The organism is Candidatus Methanogranum gryphiswaldense (assembly GCA_019262145.1).
In the GTDB taxonomy this organism is placed as follows: Archaea; Thermoplasmatota; Thermoplasmata; order Methanomassiliicoccales; family Methanomethylophilaceae; genus Methanogranum; species Methanogranum gryphiswaldense.
This window is the reverse complement of record CP076745.1, coordinates 1,206,183-1,222,659: the sequence shown is the minus strand read 5'-3', so window position 1 is coordinate 1,222,659 and position 16,477 is coordinate 1,206,183. Positions and strand designations below refer to the sequence as shown.

General features: G+C 41.8%; 13 protein-coding genes. 4 read left to right on the top strand and 9 right to left on the bottom strand.

The genetic code is table 11. The annotated features are described in order from the left end of the window. Positions 1-112: 112 nt before the first annotated feature. Complete coding sequence (locus tag KRP56_06210; protein UAL07417.1) at positions 113-1,411, top strand: ABC transporter substrate-binding protein; 1,299 nt, start codon at positions 113-115, stop codon at positions 1,409-1,411. Between the two features lie 96 nt (positions 1,412-1,507). Here the strand turns inward: KRP56_06210 and KRP56_06205 are convergent, their stop codons facing one another. Together KRP56_06205 and KRP56_06200 are read right to left on the bottom strand one after the other, a co-directional pair. Next, positions 1,508-3,394 carry a VWA domain-containing protein gene (locus tag KRP56_06205; protein ID UAL07416.1) on the bottom strand — a complete coding sequence of 629 codons (1,887 nt, stop codon included), beginning with the start codon at positions 3,392-3,394 and terminating at the stop codon, positions 1,508-1,510. Then, positions 3,376-4,410: an AAA family ATPase gene (locus KRP56_06200; GenBank protein UAL07415.1), complete on the bottom strand. Its 1,035-nt coding sequence runs from the start codon at positions 4,408-4,410 to the stop codon at positions 3,376-3,378. The genes KRP56_06205 and KRP56_06200 overlap by 19 nt, the downstream gene beginning before the upstream one ends. Positions 4,411-4,535: 125 nt before the next feature. Here KRP56_06200 and KRP56_06195 point away from each other — a divergent pair, with 125 nt between their 5' ends. Continuing rightward, entirely contained in the window at positions 4,536-4,778 is a 243-nt protein-coding gene (locus KRP56_06195; protein UAL07414.1) for a hypothetical protein, read from the top strand. Between the two features lie 2 nt (positions 4,779-4,780). Here the strand turns inward: KRP56_06195 and cobN are convergent, their stop codons facing one another. The 3 genes from cobN to KRP56_06180 all read right to left on the bottom strand — a co-directional run bounded on the left by cobN (position 4,781) and on the right by KRP56_06180 (position 10,758). Then, entirely contained in the window at positions 4,781-8,530 is a 3,750-nt protein-coding gene (gene cobN / locus KRP56_06190) for a cobaltochelatase subunit CobN (protein UAL07413.1), read from the bottom strand. Between the two features lie 90 nt (positions 8,531-8,620). After that, positions 8,621-9,685 carry an iron ABC transporter permease gene (locus KRP56_06185; GenBank protein UAL08486.1) on the bottom strand — a complete coding sequence of 355 codons (1,065 nt, stop codon included), beginning with the start codon at positions 9,683-9,685 and terminating at the stop codon, positions 8,621-8,623. Then, positions 9,685-10,758, bottom strand: coding sequence for an iron ABC transporter permease (locus KRP56_06180; GenBank protein ID UAL07412.1), 1,074 nt, complete (start codon positions 10,756-10,758; stop codon positions 9,685-9,687). The genes KRP56_06185 and KRP56_06180 overlap by 1 nt, the downstream gene beginning before the upstream one ends. Before the next feature lie 135 nt (positions 10,759-10,893). Between KRP56_06180 and KRP56_06175 the strand changes: the two genes are divergently transcribed. Then, positions 10,894-12,219, top strand: coding sequence for a hypothetical protein (locus KRP56_06175; protein ID UAL07411.1), 1,326 nt, complete (start codon positions 10,894-10,896; stop codon positions 12,217-12,219). 234 nt (positions 12,220-12,453) lie between these two features. Beyond that, positions 12,454-13,323 carry an ABC transporter ATP-binding protein gene (locus KRP56_06170; GenBank protein UAL07410.1) on the top strand — a complete coding sequence of 290 codons (870 nt, stop codon included), beginning with the start codon at positions 12,454-12,456 and terminating at the stop codon, positions 13,321-13,323. A 44-nt stretch (positions 13,324-13,367) separates the two neighbouring features. Here the strand turns inward: KRP56_06170 and KRP56_06165 are convergent, their stop codons facing one another. The 4 genes from KRP56_06165 to KRP56_06150 all read right to left on the bottom strand — a co-directional run bounded on the left by KRP56_06165 (position 13,368) and on the right by KRP56_06150 (position 16,460). Continuing rightward, positions 13,368-14,171 (bottom strand): sel1 repeat family protein, encoded by an 804-nt coding sequence (locus tag KRP56_06165; protein ID UAL07409.1) that lies wholly within the window; start codon positions 14,169-14,171, stop codon positions 13,368-13,370. A gap of 81 nt (positions 14,172-14,252) precedes the next feature. Next, positions 14,253-14,591 carry an aspartate 1-decarboxylase gene (locus tag KRP56_06160; GenBank protein ID UAL08485.1) on the bottom strand — a complete coding sequence of 113 codons (339 nt, stop codon included), beginning with the start codon at positions 14,589-14,591 and terminating at the stop codon, positions 14,253-14,255. A gap of 61 nt (positions 14,592-14,652) precedes the next feature. After that, positions 14,653-15,441, bottom strand: a complete 789-nt coding sequence (locus KRP56_06155; GenBank protein UAL07408.1) for an ABC transporter ATP-binding protein — start codon at positions 15,439-15,441, stop codon at positions 14,653-14,655. Then, positions 15,438-16,460: an iron ABC transporter permease gene (locus KRP56_06150; GenBank protein ID UAL07407.1), complete on the bottom strand. Its 1,023-nt coding sequence runs from the start codon at positions 16,458-16,460 to the stop codon at positions 15,438-15,440. Before KRP56_06150 ends, KRP56_06155 begins: the two co-directional genes overlap by 4 nt. Positions 16,461-16,477: the final 17 nt, after the last annotated feature.

Sequence of the window (16,477 nt, the reverse complement as noted above, 5' to 3'; positions counted from 1 at the left end):
TTGATGGTAATTATTTAGTTTATAGCATATTTTTCATATCGAATTATTGTCTCATCGATTTTATATATCACAATCAGATTATACAATTGGATGTTATATCCAAGTGAGACATATGGCAAATACAAAATTGATTGCAGTTGTCGTTATCTTGGTCGTAGTAGCTGCAGGTACGGGTCTTTATTTTTTGAATAATAGTAATGACAGTAGCAACTACAGATCTGATGATGATACAGGTCGTCTTATGATATACGGTAATGCGAATAACGATGATTATTTGGATGAGGATGATGTGGCAACATTGGAGAAGGTAATATCTGGTGAGCTTGAAGCTACCACCTATTCAGATGCCAATCTGGACGGTAAGGTCGACCAATCTGATATCGATATGGTCGAGAAGATGATAGATCGTGAATCCATGGAGATCTATTATGATTATTATTACGGTGGCAATCTTTTACAAGGTCAGGTAAGTTATCCTATAACTTCTGCGTGCATTGTTGGGACCAGTGTCCTTCTCGCTATGAAATCGATTGGAGCCGAAGAGGATATCGTTTGTATATCTGGTGGTACTATAGACAGTACACTTTATTCGGATATTGTAGATCTACCTACTGTAAGTGACAGCCTATTCAAGGCCAATGTGGAGGAAGTATCAAAATACACAGTCTCTGCAATAATAACTTCAGATAGTTCATCATTTCTAACAAATTATTCTGATTTTGAGACGGCAGGAATAGATGTTGTAAGGATATCGGCTTCAGATGGTATCGAATCTATCAGCGGTGTCATCACATTAGGATATTTACTTCAGTGTGAGGATCGTGCCAATGCATATGCACAGTTTTGTGACGAGGTCATAGATTATGTGCAATCCAAGATTGGATCGGATGTCCTCTCTGATGACGATCGTGTGACCGCACTAAGTGTTACAATGACCAACTATGTCGGTGGAACATCATCCGATTACTATGCCGCCACTGAACTTGCAGGCGCTATAAATCTTGCAGATTGGTCGGAGACGACAAAGAGATTCAATATCGGAGACGAATGGTTGTTGGAAAGTAAGTATCAGGCAGATTACATAGTACATGTGAGGAGTATAGGGTATGGCACATACACCTCCGAGCAATTGGTAACGATATGGGATACATATTCGCAATATTTCACAGCAATGGATGCTTATGAGGATGGCAATTACCTGATATTGAACGGTAATATGCCAGTTCCTGTTAGGATCGCATATATGGCATCAATATTCTATCCTGATCTCTTCGGAAGCGATTACGGAGCACAGGTCCATCAGACCTTTATCGATAACTTCGTTGACAATCTACATGAGTCAGGGTATGATGTGACCACCGATGGCATATTCGTGCTTACAAGCGATATGATTGCCGCGACCTCCAATTAAAAACAGCTAATAAAAACCCTTTACAATTTTTAATTTTCTGATTTTATCTTTACCATATAAGGTCGAGAAGAGACGATGATAAACGGTAGACACATATCATGAATCTATTGCAGATTTAATGTTTTTAGCGAAACGGTCGGCATCCAGATCTTCTAATCTGAAGTATCTAGCATTAAGGTTTTCCGCAAGTCTTTCTGCATTATCGAAGTGAGGGTAACTTATGCCTGCATCCACCACTATCCATCTTATTCCTGGTATCTTGATCTTTTTCGCTATTCTCTGTACTTCATCGTTAGCATCTGTGCCTTCTTTGAGCGGTACATTCGCTCTCCCATCTGTTACCAGAATCACAAAACATCTTTCACCGGTATGACACCTGGCATATGAATTCATGTAGTCATCGACCTTATTCAATGCCTCTCCCAATGGGGTTTTTCCACCAGTTGGTAATTCTTCCAGTTTCTTATAACTGTACTCGACCGATCTGGTAGGTGGGAGGATGACATCGGCTGAATCCCTTCTGAAAGCAATGAGTCCGATCCTATCGCGCTTCACATAACTTTCACGCAACATGGACAATATGGCTCCTTTTACAGTCGCCATCCTTCTTTTTACTCCCAATGAACCGCTGGCATCGACAAGGAAGATCAATGTGCATCCGCTACGTCTTTCACGCACTTTTTCACGTAGGTCTTGTTTGTTGATGACAATGGATAATCCATTGCTTTCTCTGGTTCTTTGATAGGGGGCAGCCGCCAGTATAGTAGCATCAAATGCTATGTCCTTGGATTGACCGAACGGGATCCTGGAGCGTGCATATCTCCCTGTACCGTCACCGCTCTCAGCGATAGCTCTGCGACCTTTGCGGGTCTTTGTTCTGGAAGGCAATCTTTCATAAGAATCAAGGTAGTCAATTACGCGGAACTGTTTGCCTATCTCGAACATGATATCATCAATATCCGGTAATTCTTGTTCTTCAGGTTCAACGGATTCGTTATTATGATCGTCTTTTTCGATTTGAGGGGGTTCAGGGGAGTTCTGATCTTCTTTCTGATTATGTTCTGATGGAAGTTCGTTTTGATCGTTTTTTTGATTCTCTGGTGTCTGTTGTTTGGGAGGAGGAGGCGGATTGTTGTTGCGTCTGTGCGCTAGACAAAGTATGGCTGCTGCTTCCACATCTTTTCTTATGACCTCGTCTCTTCCATTCATGGCTGCAAGCGTTCTTGCACAGTTTACCATTGAAATATCACCGCGGCATCCATCTGCGCCCAGTCTTATGCATAGTTCGGAAATTATCAATATTATCTCATCCGATATTGTGACCGTTGGTAGGATTTGTTCGGCTCTTCTAATTTTTGCAATGGTCTCATTTTCTTCTTTTTTGTAAAGTTTTGAAAAAGCTATGGGATCGTTACAGAAGTCAATATTTCTATTCAAGATTTCTTTGCGGCATATTTCATCCGTTGGTTCAATATATGAACATAGATCGAATCTATCCAACATGTGTGGGTCTAGGTCAGAACCTTCAGGATTCATGGTTGCTATCAGGATCGTATTGCATGAGTACGTCCTTGATATTGGTCCCCTTTCTACTTTGGCCATACCTGTAAGAACAACATCGAATATCGATGCCAATGTTGTCTTTTCCATAAGATTCACATCGTCTATGTAAAGTATATTCTCGTTTGCTTTTGTTAAAAGTCCCGCATCAGATTCGGTCTTTCCGGTCCTCATGGCCTTTTCCAGATCAAGACCTCCGAAAAGTTGTTCTTCTGATATTCCCAGAGGACAAGTTATAACCTTTTTAGATGTTATTCCAGCTATTGCACGTGCGGTTGTGCTTTTTGCAGTGCCCTCACTTCCACGCAAAAGTACGGAATGGATAGAAGGATTTATGAGTGCACATTCTAACGCTATCTTCGCATTCTCCATGCCTACGATCGCAGATATTGGATAAATGCACGTCAAAGGCTCTGCAGGCATTTTTTTAGCTCCTCTTGGTCGAGGCTAGAGTCTTCGAATGGCCGTCTTTTCAAGCGGTGGGACAGAACGAGTTCTGCTGTAGCGTATATGTCCTCTTTAGTGACATTCGTTCTTCCTTCCAATGCGGCATTGGCCTTTGAGGCCTTCATGAGTGTGATGTCTGCCCTATGGCCGTCTACTCCGAAATGTATCATCACGGATACAACCATATCGACAAAGTCATCATCTATCTCAATTGTCGGTAATATCTCTTTGGCTCTGATGATCTTCGCTCTCATTACATCTATATCTTTGGAACAAGAATCTACATATTTTTTTGGATCCATATCGAATGATAGTCTGCGTTTTACCACTTCAGCTCTTTTCTTTACGTCCCGTTCCCCAATAATATCTATGGACAATCCGAATCTATCTAGAAGTTGAGGTCTGAGGTCCCCTTCTTCAGGATTCATCGTACCAATGAGAACGAATCTTGCTGGGTGTGCAAATGATATGCCCTCCCTTTCCACATAGTTGATGCCCATTGCCGCAGAATCGAGAAGGAGATCCACAAGATGGTCGTCCAGAAGATTGACCTCATCGACATAGAGGATATTGCCGTTCGCAGTTGCAAGTACACCTGGCTCGAATTTCTTCTCACCTGTTTTAAGGACATGTTCCAGATCTAATGTTCCAGATACCCTGTCCTCCGTGGAACTTAACGGAAGTTCTGTCACCCTCATTGGTACAGATATAGGTTCTAGTTTTTCATTGTCGGCCACACGTTTACGACAGTATGGGCAATATCTTTCTTCATTGTAGAAATCGCAACGGAATGGACAGCCTTTCACTACTACGCGCGAAGGCAATATCTGTGCCATCGACCTCACGGTCGTGGATTTTGCAGTACCTTTTTCCCCTTTGATGAGCACTCCTCCGATACTGGGATCTATTACATTCAAAAGAAGTGCTTTTTTCATATTCTCTTGGCCGACTATACTCGTGAATGGAAAAAGTACTGGTTCATCGATCGACATTCTTTACACCTTGTAATGATGTTGGATGATTAATCCAATAAATATATCTTTGTGGGATATAGACCTTAAAAATAATTCTGTGGTCTGCAAAATAGATTATATTTCAGATATGCATTATCTTGTGTATGGAAAAGAAGACAATCGCCATTTTTTCGACAATCGTAGTATCCTTGTTTTTTGTAATGTTGGCGATATGCATACTTACTCTCGGTGACGATCCCGATATGCTTCTTCTTTGGAGTTCTTTCTTGGGGTCAACACTTACTTTATTCGTACTGATATCTGCCTCTTTGATCTATATGAGGTCTCCGTCGGAAACTTACAAAGAGCGTTATGGAAGTGAAGATGCAGATCAAAAGGACAAATGATCTCAGCGATCTGTGACTTCTTCTATTTTTTCTTCCGTTTTCATGTATAGGTCTTTGATCCTATCTTTCATGTCATCAGATGCATTCCATAGGCCTCTTTCTATTGCCTCTTGAAGACGATTAAGGATATTCATCATGGCGTGTATATTGACGTCTTGCATCCATTTTTGTGTTTCTTCATCGAATAGGAATTTTTCTGCCATCCCTTCATACATCCAATCGTCTACAATATCTGATGTTGCGTCCCAGGCCATAACATATTCCGTAATGTTGGCAAGTTCTGATGCTCCGCGGTAATCATGTTCCTTAAGTCCTGACATGAATTTTGGGTTCAATATCTTGCTTCTGAAAACGAATTTGCACTCTTCTGCGGTATCCCTTATCTTTAGTCTGTTGGGGTCGGAACTGTCCCCCATAACAGATATCGCATCTTTTTTGCCATATGCACGTACGAAAGCATTCATTCCACCCAGATATTCATAGACGTCATCGCAGTCCAATAGGTCTATTTCCCTGTCTGGCATGTTCTTGACCGTGACACTCACTTTGCTGAATCTTTTGATGAATTCATCCTTGAGGTTCATGCCATAGTCTCCTTTTGCATATCCATGGCTGCACCAGTCGATGTACATGTCTGCAAGGTCGTTGACGGTCTTCCAAGTGCTGGATTCGATCATCTTGTTCACACCAGTGCCGTAAGCCCCAGGAGGGGCTCCGAACACACGTACGGAATTCTTTTTTCTAGCTTCCTCAGGACTTAGGCCGTTGGCAATGCTATCGATCATATCTTTTCTGAGATTTGCCGCCAAAGCATTGTCCTCTTCAGATTCATCTAGGTCGCCGACCATTTTTACGGCAGTGTCTATCAGATCGATAAGGTTAGGGAAAGTGTCTCTGAAAAGCCCAGTTATGTGGACGGTAACATCTATCCTCGGACGTTCAAGTTCTTCAAGCGAAATCACTTCCAGATCTATTACCTGTCCACCTTCTTTTGACCATATGGGTTTCACGCCCATGAGCCAAAGGATGTACGATATGTCGTCTCCACCCGTCTTCATCGTGTCAGTTGCCCAGAGTATGAATCCGATCTCACGAGGGTATTCTCCTTTTTCCTTAACATAATGTTCGATCATCTGGTCTGCCATCTTGCTGCCAATCACCCATGACGCATGATTGGGGACAGTGTCAGGATCCAGTCCATAATAGTTCCTTCCCATTGGCAGTATCGAGGCGTTACCGCGGGTAGGAGCCCCAGAAGGACCCGGGAGTACATATCTTCCATCGAGTCCGAGCATGATGTTATCGATTTCGTCTGTCATCCTTAGTATATTAGGCACAAGCGTATCGCATGTGTAGGATATTGATTCAATGAGTTTTTCAGAGACAGTATTGTATCTTCTTTGGATCTCCTCTAAGCATTTTATCCGGTCATATTCCATTTCCCTCATTTTTATTATGAATGCCTGAAGTTCGTCATCGACCCGATCTATTGCAATACTATTGACTTCCCCATTGGATGTACCAGACGGATCATCAATTATTTTTCTGAGATCGATACCCATGTTCTCTGCAAAAGAATAACGGAGGGACGGTATTCCACCGTTATCCAATCTCATCAGGGAGTATACGGTTTCGTCCATGTGATGTTCTTTCGGGGATCTTCCTAAAACATGAAGATCGGCTCTGATCAATGCATCTTTGATCTCAGTGATGTAATCATGAAGTTTGCCGACATAAGGTTCGAATCCTTGAGAGCCCGGGTCTTCTGTTATGCCAAGGTCGCTTAAAAGATCGTGTTCCTTTGCAGCTTCATATATCTGCGAGATCATGACATCCTTTCTATCCTGTGAAGCTATGTTTCTTGATTTGAAATATTCTTGAAGAGGGATATTGACTTGGTCCAATTCTTCATATATACCAGCGCGTGCCATAGTAGGGCACATGTGTCCAATGACAACCGATTCTGTTCTACGCTTGGTTTGTATTCCTTCTCCTGGGTCATCAATTATGTAAGGGTATAGGTTTGGAAGGCCGTCAAGTATAAGATCGGGATCGCATTTTTCAGAAAGTCCCACATTTTTTCCCGGAAGCCATTCCAAAGTTCCATGTGTGCCTATGTGCATAAGAAGATCTGCTTTGAAGGTGTTTCTTATCCATTTGTAATAAGCGATATACTGATGTTGTGCGAATAGTGTGGGATCATGACAGTTTGATTCCATCTTATCGGCCCATCCTCTTAGTGGCTGATATCCGATGAAAATATTTCCTTTTATGAGGCCAGGTATCACGATTTCATTTCCATCTATGCATATTGTTCCCGGCGGTTCTCCCCAATCATTTTTTGTCATGATCTGGTCAAATTCAGGGATATTCGAAAATTGTTGTTTGTATTCTTTTGAATTTACAAGGTCTGCAGCTTTTTTTCTCATATTTTCTGATGAAATATTATCAAGATCGTTTGTGACGCCATTCAATATCTCATCTATCAATTCCTTTCCAGAGTCAGGAACGCCTTCAACATGATATCCCAGATCGTACATTTTTTTCATGAGATCCGATACACTCTCAATGGAATCCAGTCCTGCAGCTCCGCCTATGTTACCAGAGTTGGGACGTGATTGATATAGAAGTATAGCGACCTTTCTTTCCGAGATCGGCTTATGTCTCAGTGTTGCCCATCCTTTCGCAAGACGAGATATATGCTCTATCCTGTCTTGTATCGGTACGGCCCGTTTTAATCCGCCCTTTTTTGGAGTGTAGCATATCGGTACAGCAATTATTTGCCCGTCGATCTCTGGCCATGCTACATTGGCAGAAATATCATGTTTTCCTAGACCTATTTGGTCTTGTTCGAAATCGTGATAATCTCCTGTCACACTAATGGCATGTATCACAGGTACGTCCAACAATGTGTGGTAGTAATTCTCTGAATCTTTTGTTCCTACGCCTTGGATCTTTCTGGAGTTTACAAGTTGTGAAAAAGGAGTGCATACTATGAGAGCATCAACGATCACATTTTCATCTTTTATGAAATATTTTTCTACACTGGATCTTGTGCCTTCAACGCCGTCTACACTAAAAGATGTAGCCGAGAAGAAAATGGGTATTGTATTCATTTCATAGCTCTCAAGGCATCTTATGAGTGAGTCGATGTGGTCCATATTGTCATATGACCACAGACTGCTGGTGAACATTATCCCGATCTTTAATTTTCTAGGTGTGAGTGTTTTAAAATAGTGATCGGCTGTGACATCCTTTGGAAAATTTGGATGATATATTCCAGACGATCTCTGCTCTACCGGAGCCGGTACAGGTAAATTAGTTAAACCCAGTGCCACGGCGGCCCAACGTAGAAGTCCATGGTCGTTCTCCGGCCCTCTGTTCATTGCAAAATTTCTCAAAAGGATGAAGTCATCATCTGAACCTTTGAATAAATCACGGTGCATCATCGTAACTTCTAGATTTCCAGAGTTAAGGAAAACGAATCCATCGCATTCTTTCAATGCTTTTTCGTATTTTTCGTATTTGTTGAATCTCGAGACATCGGCCATACATCGTATGAATACGAAATCCGCATCTCTGGTCTTTCTTTCAAGCTCCTGGTATATCAGCAGATCTTCGTCTGCATCTTCACAGTTTACACAGTATATGTCATATTCCAGATCCAGTTCTTTTCCCATTTTTTTCAAGGGTTCTGTCAGGGAACGTGCATCAGAGCTTTGAACCGATACAGACACGACTTTGATCTTCATATATGTTGGATGTATAAGCCAATATATAAAATATCAACGGCGCCCCAATCATAAAACGAACAAGCAGAAACTAAAATTTGATTGAACTAATTATGCCCAGACTTTATGATTTAATTTTATGAGTATGATGATAAAAAGTGGACAGCCGATCAGGGCACTGATAATGCCTACTGGCAATCCTAAAGATCCAGATACTTTAGCAATGGAATCGGCACAAAGCAAGAATAGGGCTCCAAAAGATGCGGATGCAGGTATCAGATATTTGGAATCGGAGCCGACGAACATCCTAGCTATGTGCGGTCCAACAAGTCCTATGAATCCAATAGTACCTGTGAAGCTCACTATCGTAGCGGTCATAAGCGCTATTACGACGCTACCGAAAAGTATGACCTTTTTCGGGTCGACGCCAAGTGTTAAAGAAATTTTATCGCCTGTGGACAGTATATCATATTTTCTGTACTGGAACATCAAGAATAACAATCCCAATAGAGTAATTACTATTGTAAGAGGTATGCACGACCATTCTATACCGGATAGTGTTCCAACCCGCCATCTGTAGATCTCATCGAGTGTTTCGGATGATGCAGTGACCATTAAAAGTGTCGTTATCGCAGAGAAAACATACATTATTGCAATGCCCGACAATATCATCCTTGTAGGCGTCATGCTTCTCTTCCGATACATTACTAGTATCAAAGCTGTAGGCAACAGTGAGAGAACGAAAGCGTTGATCACGATGGCGTTGTCACCGGCAATGCCAGGTAATATGCAGATGCCAAAGATGATTGCAACCGAAGCTCCGAGGGATGCACCCGATGATACACCCATCATATAGGGATCTGCAAGGGGATTGCGCATCATTGTTTGCATGACGGCACCAGCGGCCGCAAGTGATGCACCGGCGACAACGGCCATTATTGCTTCGGGAAGACGTGTGTTCCAGATTATATTGTCTGCTCTAGCATCAGTGATATTTCCGGTTATATGATCTATTATGACTTTATAAGTATCAATAATCCCGATTTTAAAGAAACCTATCGTCAATGTGTATCCGAAAGCTAATACGACCAATATTATGCATATTGCTATGAATAGTATCTTTTGGCGATTACTTTTAAGATATTTTTCTTTGAATATCTGGGCCGTATCGGTGATCAGATCACCTCTCTGTCTGATTTTTTTCTTATTACCAGATATAGGAATATGGGGCTGCCGATGAAAGCCATTATCACGCCTATCGGTATGTCTGCAGTCGAAGTCAACATACGGGCGATAACGTTGGCAGATGTGAGCATAAGTGCGCCTATCGCCATTGAGGCGGGTATTACGAATCTATTGTTACCGCCGATCAAGAATCTAGCAATATGTGGCGATGTAAGTCCAACAAATCCGATTATGCCTGTGTAACTCACTATAGAAGCAATAAGTACGGAAAGGAGTATAAGGCACAATATTCTGAAGTTCTCAACATCAAGACCAAGGCTTTTGGCACTATCATCGCCTAATGCCAGTATGTTAAATTTTCTAGATGCCAATTCCACGGCCAGCGACGATATCACCACAATGGTGAGCATTATTGGGATGTCACTCCACGAGGCATTTGTCACGGATCCTACCTGCCATAGGAATGCTGATTGGAGTGTGTCACTATCCGTCCCGATCATTATGAACGTGACCAATGCATTGAAAAAGTAGGATATTGCAGTGCCCAGTAAGATCATGGTCGCCGGTGAGTTATTTATGTATTTTGAGAATAGGACTATGATGATCGCAGGTATCAATGCGCATACGAACGCATTGGTGATGATACCATATTCTCCAGCTACCGTTGAGAATGAGAATCCCATTATTATGGCGGTAACGGCTCCCAGACAGGCACCAGATGATATACCTGTAGTATAAGGGTCTGCTAAAGGATTCCCCATCATACTTTGCATAACACATCCGCCAATGGCGAGGCCAGCTCCTGCAATTATGCACATTACGACACCAGGCAGGACATTGTTCCAGATGTAGTAATCCGCCCACCAATCTGGACTTCCCGGGGCGTATGTAATACCACATATGTGATCCATTATGACCTCATAGGAGCGGGTAAAAGAGACATCGGTACCTATGAATGATGTAAATATCACTAATAGGCAAAGCATCACTGCTATGAAGAATATAAGTGATATTTTTTTGAAAGAGTTAGTTTTGTAGGTATTTTTTGGGTTCGGGTCTTCCAAATCACTCACCTATCTTTAGGAATGCTCATATTTTCTCAGTATTTATAAGTAATATAATTTTAAGATTATATGTTACTTTGAATATACGATTTTATTAAATATTATTACATAGTACGCCAAATAGGTGCGAATCATATGGCAAATATGAAGATAATAGCCGTTGTTGTCGTTGCCGTTGTTGTTATTGCAGGGGCATGGATCTATCTGGTTCATAATGATAATAAAGGCAGTGATTCAATCGATGTGGATACAGCTCTTTCCATAATGGGTAATGCAAATCAAGATTACACAATCGATGATGAGGATTTGACCATTGTCAAGGACATAATTTCCGGAAGCAAATCATTTGAAGAATATCCTCTTGCGGATGCTAACAACGATGGGACAATAGACAGTTCCGATGTAGCCATAGTTGAGAAATTGATATCTCGTGAATCTACGATCGTATATGTCATAGATCAGGATTCTAATGTTGTTGAGATGAGTTATCCTTTGAAGAATGTGGTGACAGTCAATGTCGATATGACATCATTGTTCCTTGTGATAGGAGGGCTGGACAGCATTGCAGGATATATCACATCGACAGATTACACATCACTATTAGGGCCAGTGTATAGCAGTGATGCAGAATTGCTTACGACAGGAAATTCCAGATCGATCGATAGCACTGCATATTTGAACATAAAGAATATTGATACTGAATTATACTCTTCTGGAGGAATAGGTGCGATATTTGTTATGACCACAGACAATCTGGGAGGTTACGGTTCTGATTTTCAGGCGGCAGGAATACCTACTGTCATAATCAAATGTGGAGACCCGACATCTTCAATCGATGCTGCCTTGACCATCGGGTTCCTACTCGGTACCGATACAGAAGAGACAGCGTTGAATTATGTCGACTCATGTTATGATATTTTGGACTATGTGAGTGAGAAGGTATCGACAGTCGAGACTAAGGAGACCTGTATAGCTTTCTCTCAATATTACGCCCTATGTCAGACAGAATCACAATATACGATAATAACCGAACTTGCAGGCGGTAATAACATAACCCAATTGGAAGGTACAAGCTCCGTGAAATTGGCAAATACTGAAGCGATAACTCAGTATGATGGCGTACAGCATATGATCAATTTCAGAACGATGGACCTCATAAATCAGACTGATTCAGATATTGTATCCACATGGGAGAAGTATATGAGTTATTTCTTCAATTGCACATCCTATGAGGATTTGGTATATCTCAATGCGGCAATACCTGTTGCGTGCAGGGTAGCATATGCGGCCGAGATAATGTATCCTGATCTGTTCTCAGGTTATGCGGATAAGGTTTTCCAAGAATTCGTTGATGAGTTCATGGGCTATTTGAACGATGCTCAATCTGATGGTGATTTTGATGTTACTCAAGATGTGACCACAACTATCACTTATTCGGATTATATCGCTGCTAGATCATGATATGGATGCGGGCAAAAAGCTCGCATCCAATTTAATATTCATAGTAGATGATAAATTGAATAATAATAAGGAAGTCAAAAGTGTGTCAGTCACATCTATTAGCGGGGCTAGATTGTCTGATCACAAAGGATTTTTAATATTGTGGGGCCTTTTTTTCAATACAGGCCTATCTATTTATACGAAAGAATGTATTATTACTTTGGATAATATATCCAATATGAACAGGTGTATCAAATGCATTTGAAGATAGATAATGTGGAGTTCGGATATTCTAGTGTACCCGTACTCAACGACATATCGTTGGACTTGGATGGAGCCAAGTTCGTATCGATATTAGGGCCAAATGGTGTCGGCAAGTCAACATTGATACACTGCATAAACAAGATATTATCTCCAGATTCTGGGGCCGTATTACTTGATGGGAAGGATGTAAAGGATATAACGATAAAGGAGATGGCAAAGAGTGTTGGTTATGTTCCCTATTCTGCCAATGATACGTTCCCCCTCACAGTGGTAGACACGGTCCTCATGGGAAGACATCCCCACAGTAAATGGAAATCGTTGGATAACGATCTTGACATCGTTTATGATACCCTAAAGATGTTGGGGATATCGCATCTTGCCATGAGGCCATTCAATGAGCTCTCTGCAGGTCAACATCAGAAGGTCATGTTGGCAAGGGGGTTGGTCCAGGAACCTAAGATACTTCTACTGGATGAACCAACTTCAAATCTTGATGTGAGGCACCAGATCGATGTTACTAAGATGCTGAAAGAATTGTCGATCGAGAAGAACATATTGATAATAATGATAAGTCACGACATCAACATAGCATCAAAGTTCGCAGATGAGGTCATACTTATGTACCAAGGCAACATCTACGATGTGGGTACACCGCTAGAGGTCATAAGCGAGGAGAATCTCAAGGTTGTATACGGCGTGACATCAAAGGTCATCGAGGATGAGGGAAGACCTCATGTCATACTCAGGGATGCAATACCAATGACTGACGAGAACGTACCTGGTGCAAAGATGGCGGCCGCCCTCAAAATGAAAGTCTCAAAAGATGAAGTTTCTAAGGAGCCAGAGAAGACAGAGGCTTGATGGCACATTCGTTATTTTGAATTTTTATAGAGGTTTCACAGCGGTCATTTATATTTTTCTATTTCTACAAGTCTCGCAATTGCATCTTTATTCCTTTTTGCGGCAGCTTCTTTATAAAGTGATAATGCGAGAGTCATATCGTCTTTTTCTTTAATTGTTGCAAGGCGGTACATTGCTTTAGAATTCTTTGCATCAGCAGCTTTTAAGAGGTATGACATCCCAAGGGTTTCGTTCTTTTCAACATCAGATCCCTCAAGATACATTTCCGATAGTTTGTAAAGTGCTCTGGGGGATCCAGATTTAATGAACCATTTTTGAGCTTCAATGGGATCTTTTTCTATACCTTTACCTTCAAGATACATCATCCCTAGGTTGGTCATTCCTCTGGAGTATCCGTTCTCTGCTGATCTTTTGAACCATTTGACGGCTTCTTCAAAATTCTGGGAAACGCCATTTCCAAAGTCGTACATGACTCCGATATTGCATTGTGCCTTTGCGTTTCCTGCATTTCCCGCTTTTATATACCATTCAGCGGCCTTCTTTTTATTGCGTTCACACCCTATGCCGATGGCAAGCAGGTATCCTGCATTCCTCATACCCGAATCATTTCCCATTTCTGCCGCTCTTATGAAAAGATCCAATGCTATTTTCTTTTCTTCTTCAGTTCCATCGACATATATGTCTCCTAGCAGGACCATAGAATCAGAACATCTTTTTTCTATGTTATCAAGAAGAATATCTTTTATCTTTTCATTTTTCGGGTCAGTTTTCCATAAATCTAAAGCTTTTTCAAATTTTGAACGTACGAATGAATTGGGATTGACAGATTTGGATGGATAATCCAACATACATGGCATAATGTAAGATAAGTATAAATCATTGTTTTATTGGCATCAGATATTAGGCCATTGTAGCATACCTGACATAGGTCAATAAATGAATTCTTTGACTGGTTCGTTGTATTCGTTAACGAGGACAACTTTCGCGTTTATCTGCTCGTCAGTGAGTTCGTATCCCATGATGATTATCTTGTCACCTACGTTACAAAGGTGTGCTGCGGCGCCGTTGATGGCTATGATGCCCGAACCTCTTTCCCCGGGAAGGGTATATGTATCAAAGCGGGCACCGTTGTTGACGTTAGCTATGCTGACCCTTTCTCCGAGCCATATGCCGGATTTATCTAGAAGGTCCTGATCAACGGTTATGCTGCCCTCGTAATCGAGTCTGGTCTCCGTCACAGTGGCTCTGTGGATCTTTCCGCGCAACATCCAACGCATGATATTCTTTATCCATATGCAATAAAAGATACTTTCGGTCCGACGTTTGACGTTAAAGTCTCTTCGTAGAACCATGAAGCACTACAGTGCGTTTTCCTGTTTTCTCGTCAATGCTGAGTTCAGCATCAACACCAAATACCAGATCCATATTTTCCGGTGTCAGGACCTCATCAAGTGTGCCCATAGAGTGGATCTTGTGATCTTTGATAAGCACTATACGGTCGCAGTATCTAGCCACCATTGCTAGGTCGTGAGAAACAACGACCACGGCAAGATTTTCTTTTTTTGATAATTCATATACAAGATCCAAAACATCGAATTGAGTGTTGATATCTAGATGCAGAGTGGGTTCATCCATCAAAAGTATTTTGGGAGTTTGTGCCAATGCTCTAGCGATTATGACCCTTTGGCGTTCTCCCCCGCTCATGGTGTTGATGTATCTTTCAGAAAATTCGCAAATACCTGTTCTTTGCATTGCGCTGTTTATTATGTCTATATCTTTATGGGATTCACCTTCGAATGCTCTTGTGAAAGGAAGTCTGCCCATTGATACGATATCTTTTACGGTGAATGCAAAGCGGATCTCATTTGTTTGCGGTACGACGGCAATGGTCTTGGCAACTTCTTTCTTTGAAAGTTCTTCCAGATCTGTATCATCAATCAAAACACATCCTTCATGTGGTGAAAGATTCTTATTCAGATTTTTTAATAGAGTTGTCTTTCCACAACCATTCGGGCCTAGTATTCCAAGTAATTCTCCTTCTCTGATATCAAGGTCAATACCATCAAGTACTATTTTCTTATCGTAGTAAAATTTGAGGTCTCTTACTTTTAGTGTCAATTCCATCCCACCTCGTGTTTTCTTCTACGCAACAGGTAGATGAAGTAAGGACCACCGATTATAGCCGTGATTATTCCGATTGGCAATACACCGGAAATGCCGTACATGCAATGAGCAATGTAATCGCAGATCACCAGGTATGAGGCGCCTGCAAAAATTGTGATGGGTATCACTATTCTGTTGTCTGGTCCCACTATCAAACGAACTACGTGTGGGATCACAAGTCCTACGAATCCGATCACACCGACAAATGATACTGCGGCAGCAACAACAAGTGTGGTACAGACCAGGAGCAATATACGGACTCTGCGAACATCCACGCCGAGATCCATCGCATGGGCATCGCCCAGCATCATCGCATTGATCTCTCTGGACATCGTGGTCATTATGAAGATACCAACGGAGATAACGGGTATCACGAACATTAGATTTGACCACGTAGCTTTTGAAAGACTTCCCATAGTCCAAAAGACAATCCCTTCCATTTGGTCACCTGCAAGGAACGTCATAAGTGAGACCAATGCCGATAGGAGAGCGCTTACAGCAATACCTGACAATAGAAGAGTTTCAGTTTGGGTGGTTCCACCTACTCTTGAAAGGGAATATACTAGTATCATAGTTCCAAGACAGAAAATGAATGCAAGTACCGGTACGGTAATAGCGATCGGGATGAAGGAGATTGTGAATACCATGCCTATTGCTGCGCCAAGGGCCGCTCCGTTGGAAAGACCGAGTATGTAGGGTGAGGCCATTGGATTTTTGAATATGGCCTGCATCACAGCTCCTGCGACTGCTAATCCAGCTCCTACGAACAGTCCCATGACCACCCTTGGAAGGTTGATGTCAAGGACGATGGTCCTGTTCACAGTGGAACCTCCACCTAGCAGAACGTCTATGACTTCTGAGATGCTGAGGGGCCAGTTGGCCCATCCGAGGTCCAAGAGTATTGCCGTCATTGTTATGACAATCAAAACGATGATTGCCACCAATGTGCGGATACGTCCTTTCTTTTTTTCCATCGACCCCTCAGCGGATT

Coding starts and splice junctions, on each gene's coding strand:
- KRP56_06210 (UAL07417.1), top strand. CDS start 113: ATGGCAAATACAAAATTGATTGCAGTTGTCGTTATCTTGGTCGTAGTA.
- KRP56_06205 (UAL07416.1), bottom strand. CDS start 3,394: ATGCCTGCAGAGCCTTTGACGTGCATTTATCCAATATCTGCGATCGTA.
- KRP56_06200 (UAL07415.1), bottom strand. CDS start 4,410: ATGTCGATCGATGAACCAGTACTTTTTCCATTCACGAGTATAGTCGGC.
- KRP56_06195 (UAL07414.1), top strand. CDS start 4,536: ATGGAAAAGAAGACAATCGCCATTTTTTCGACAATCGTAGTATCCTTG.
- cobN (UAL07413.1), bottom strand. CDS start 8,530: ATGAAGATCAAAGTCGTGTCTGTATCGGTTCAAAGCTCTGATGCACGT.
- KRP56_06175 (UAL07411.1), top strand. CDS start 10,894: ATGGCAAATATGAAGATAATAGCCGTTGTTGTCGTTGCCGTTGTTGTT.
- KRP56_06170 (UAL07410.1), top strand. CDS start 12,454: ATGCATTTGAAGATAGATAATGTGGAGTTCGGATATTCTAGTGTACCC.
- KRP56_06165 (UAL07409.1), bottom strand. CDS start 14,171: ATGTTGGATTATCCATCCAAATCTGTCAATCCCAATTCATTCGTACGT.
- KRP56_06160 (UAL08485.1), bottom strand. CDS start 14,591: ATGTTGCGCGGAAAGATCCACAGAGCCACTGTGACGGAGACCAGACTC.
- KRP56_06150 (UAL07407.1), bottom strand. CDS start 16,460: ATGGAAAAAAAGAAAGGACGTATCCGCACATTGGTGGCAATCATCGTT.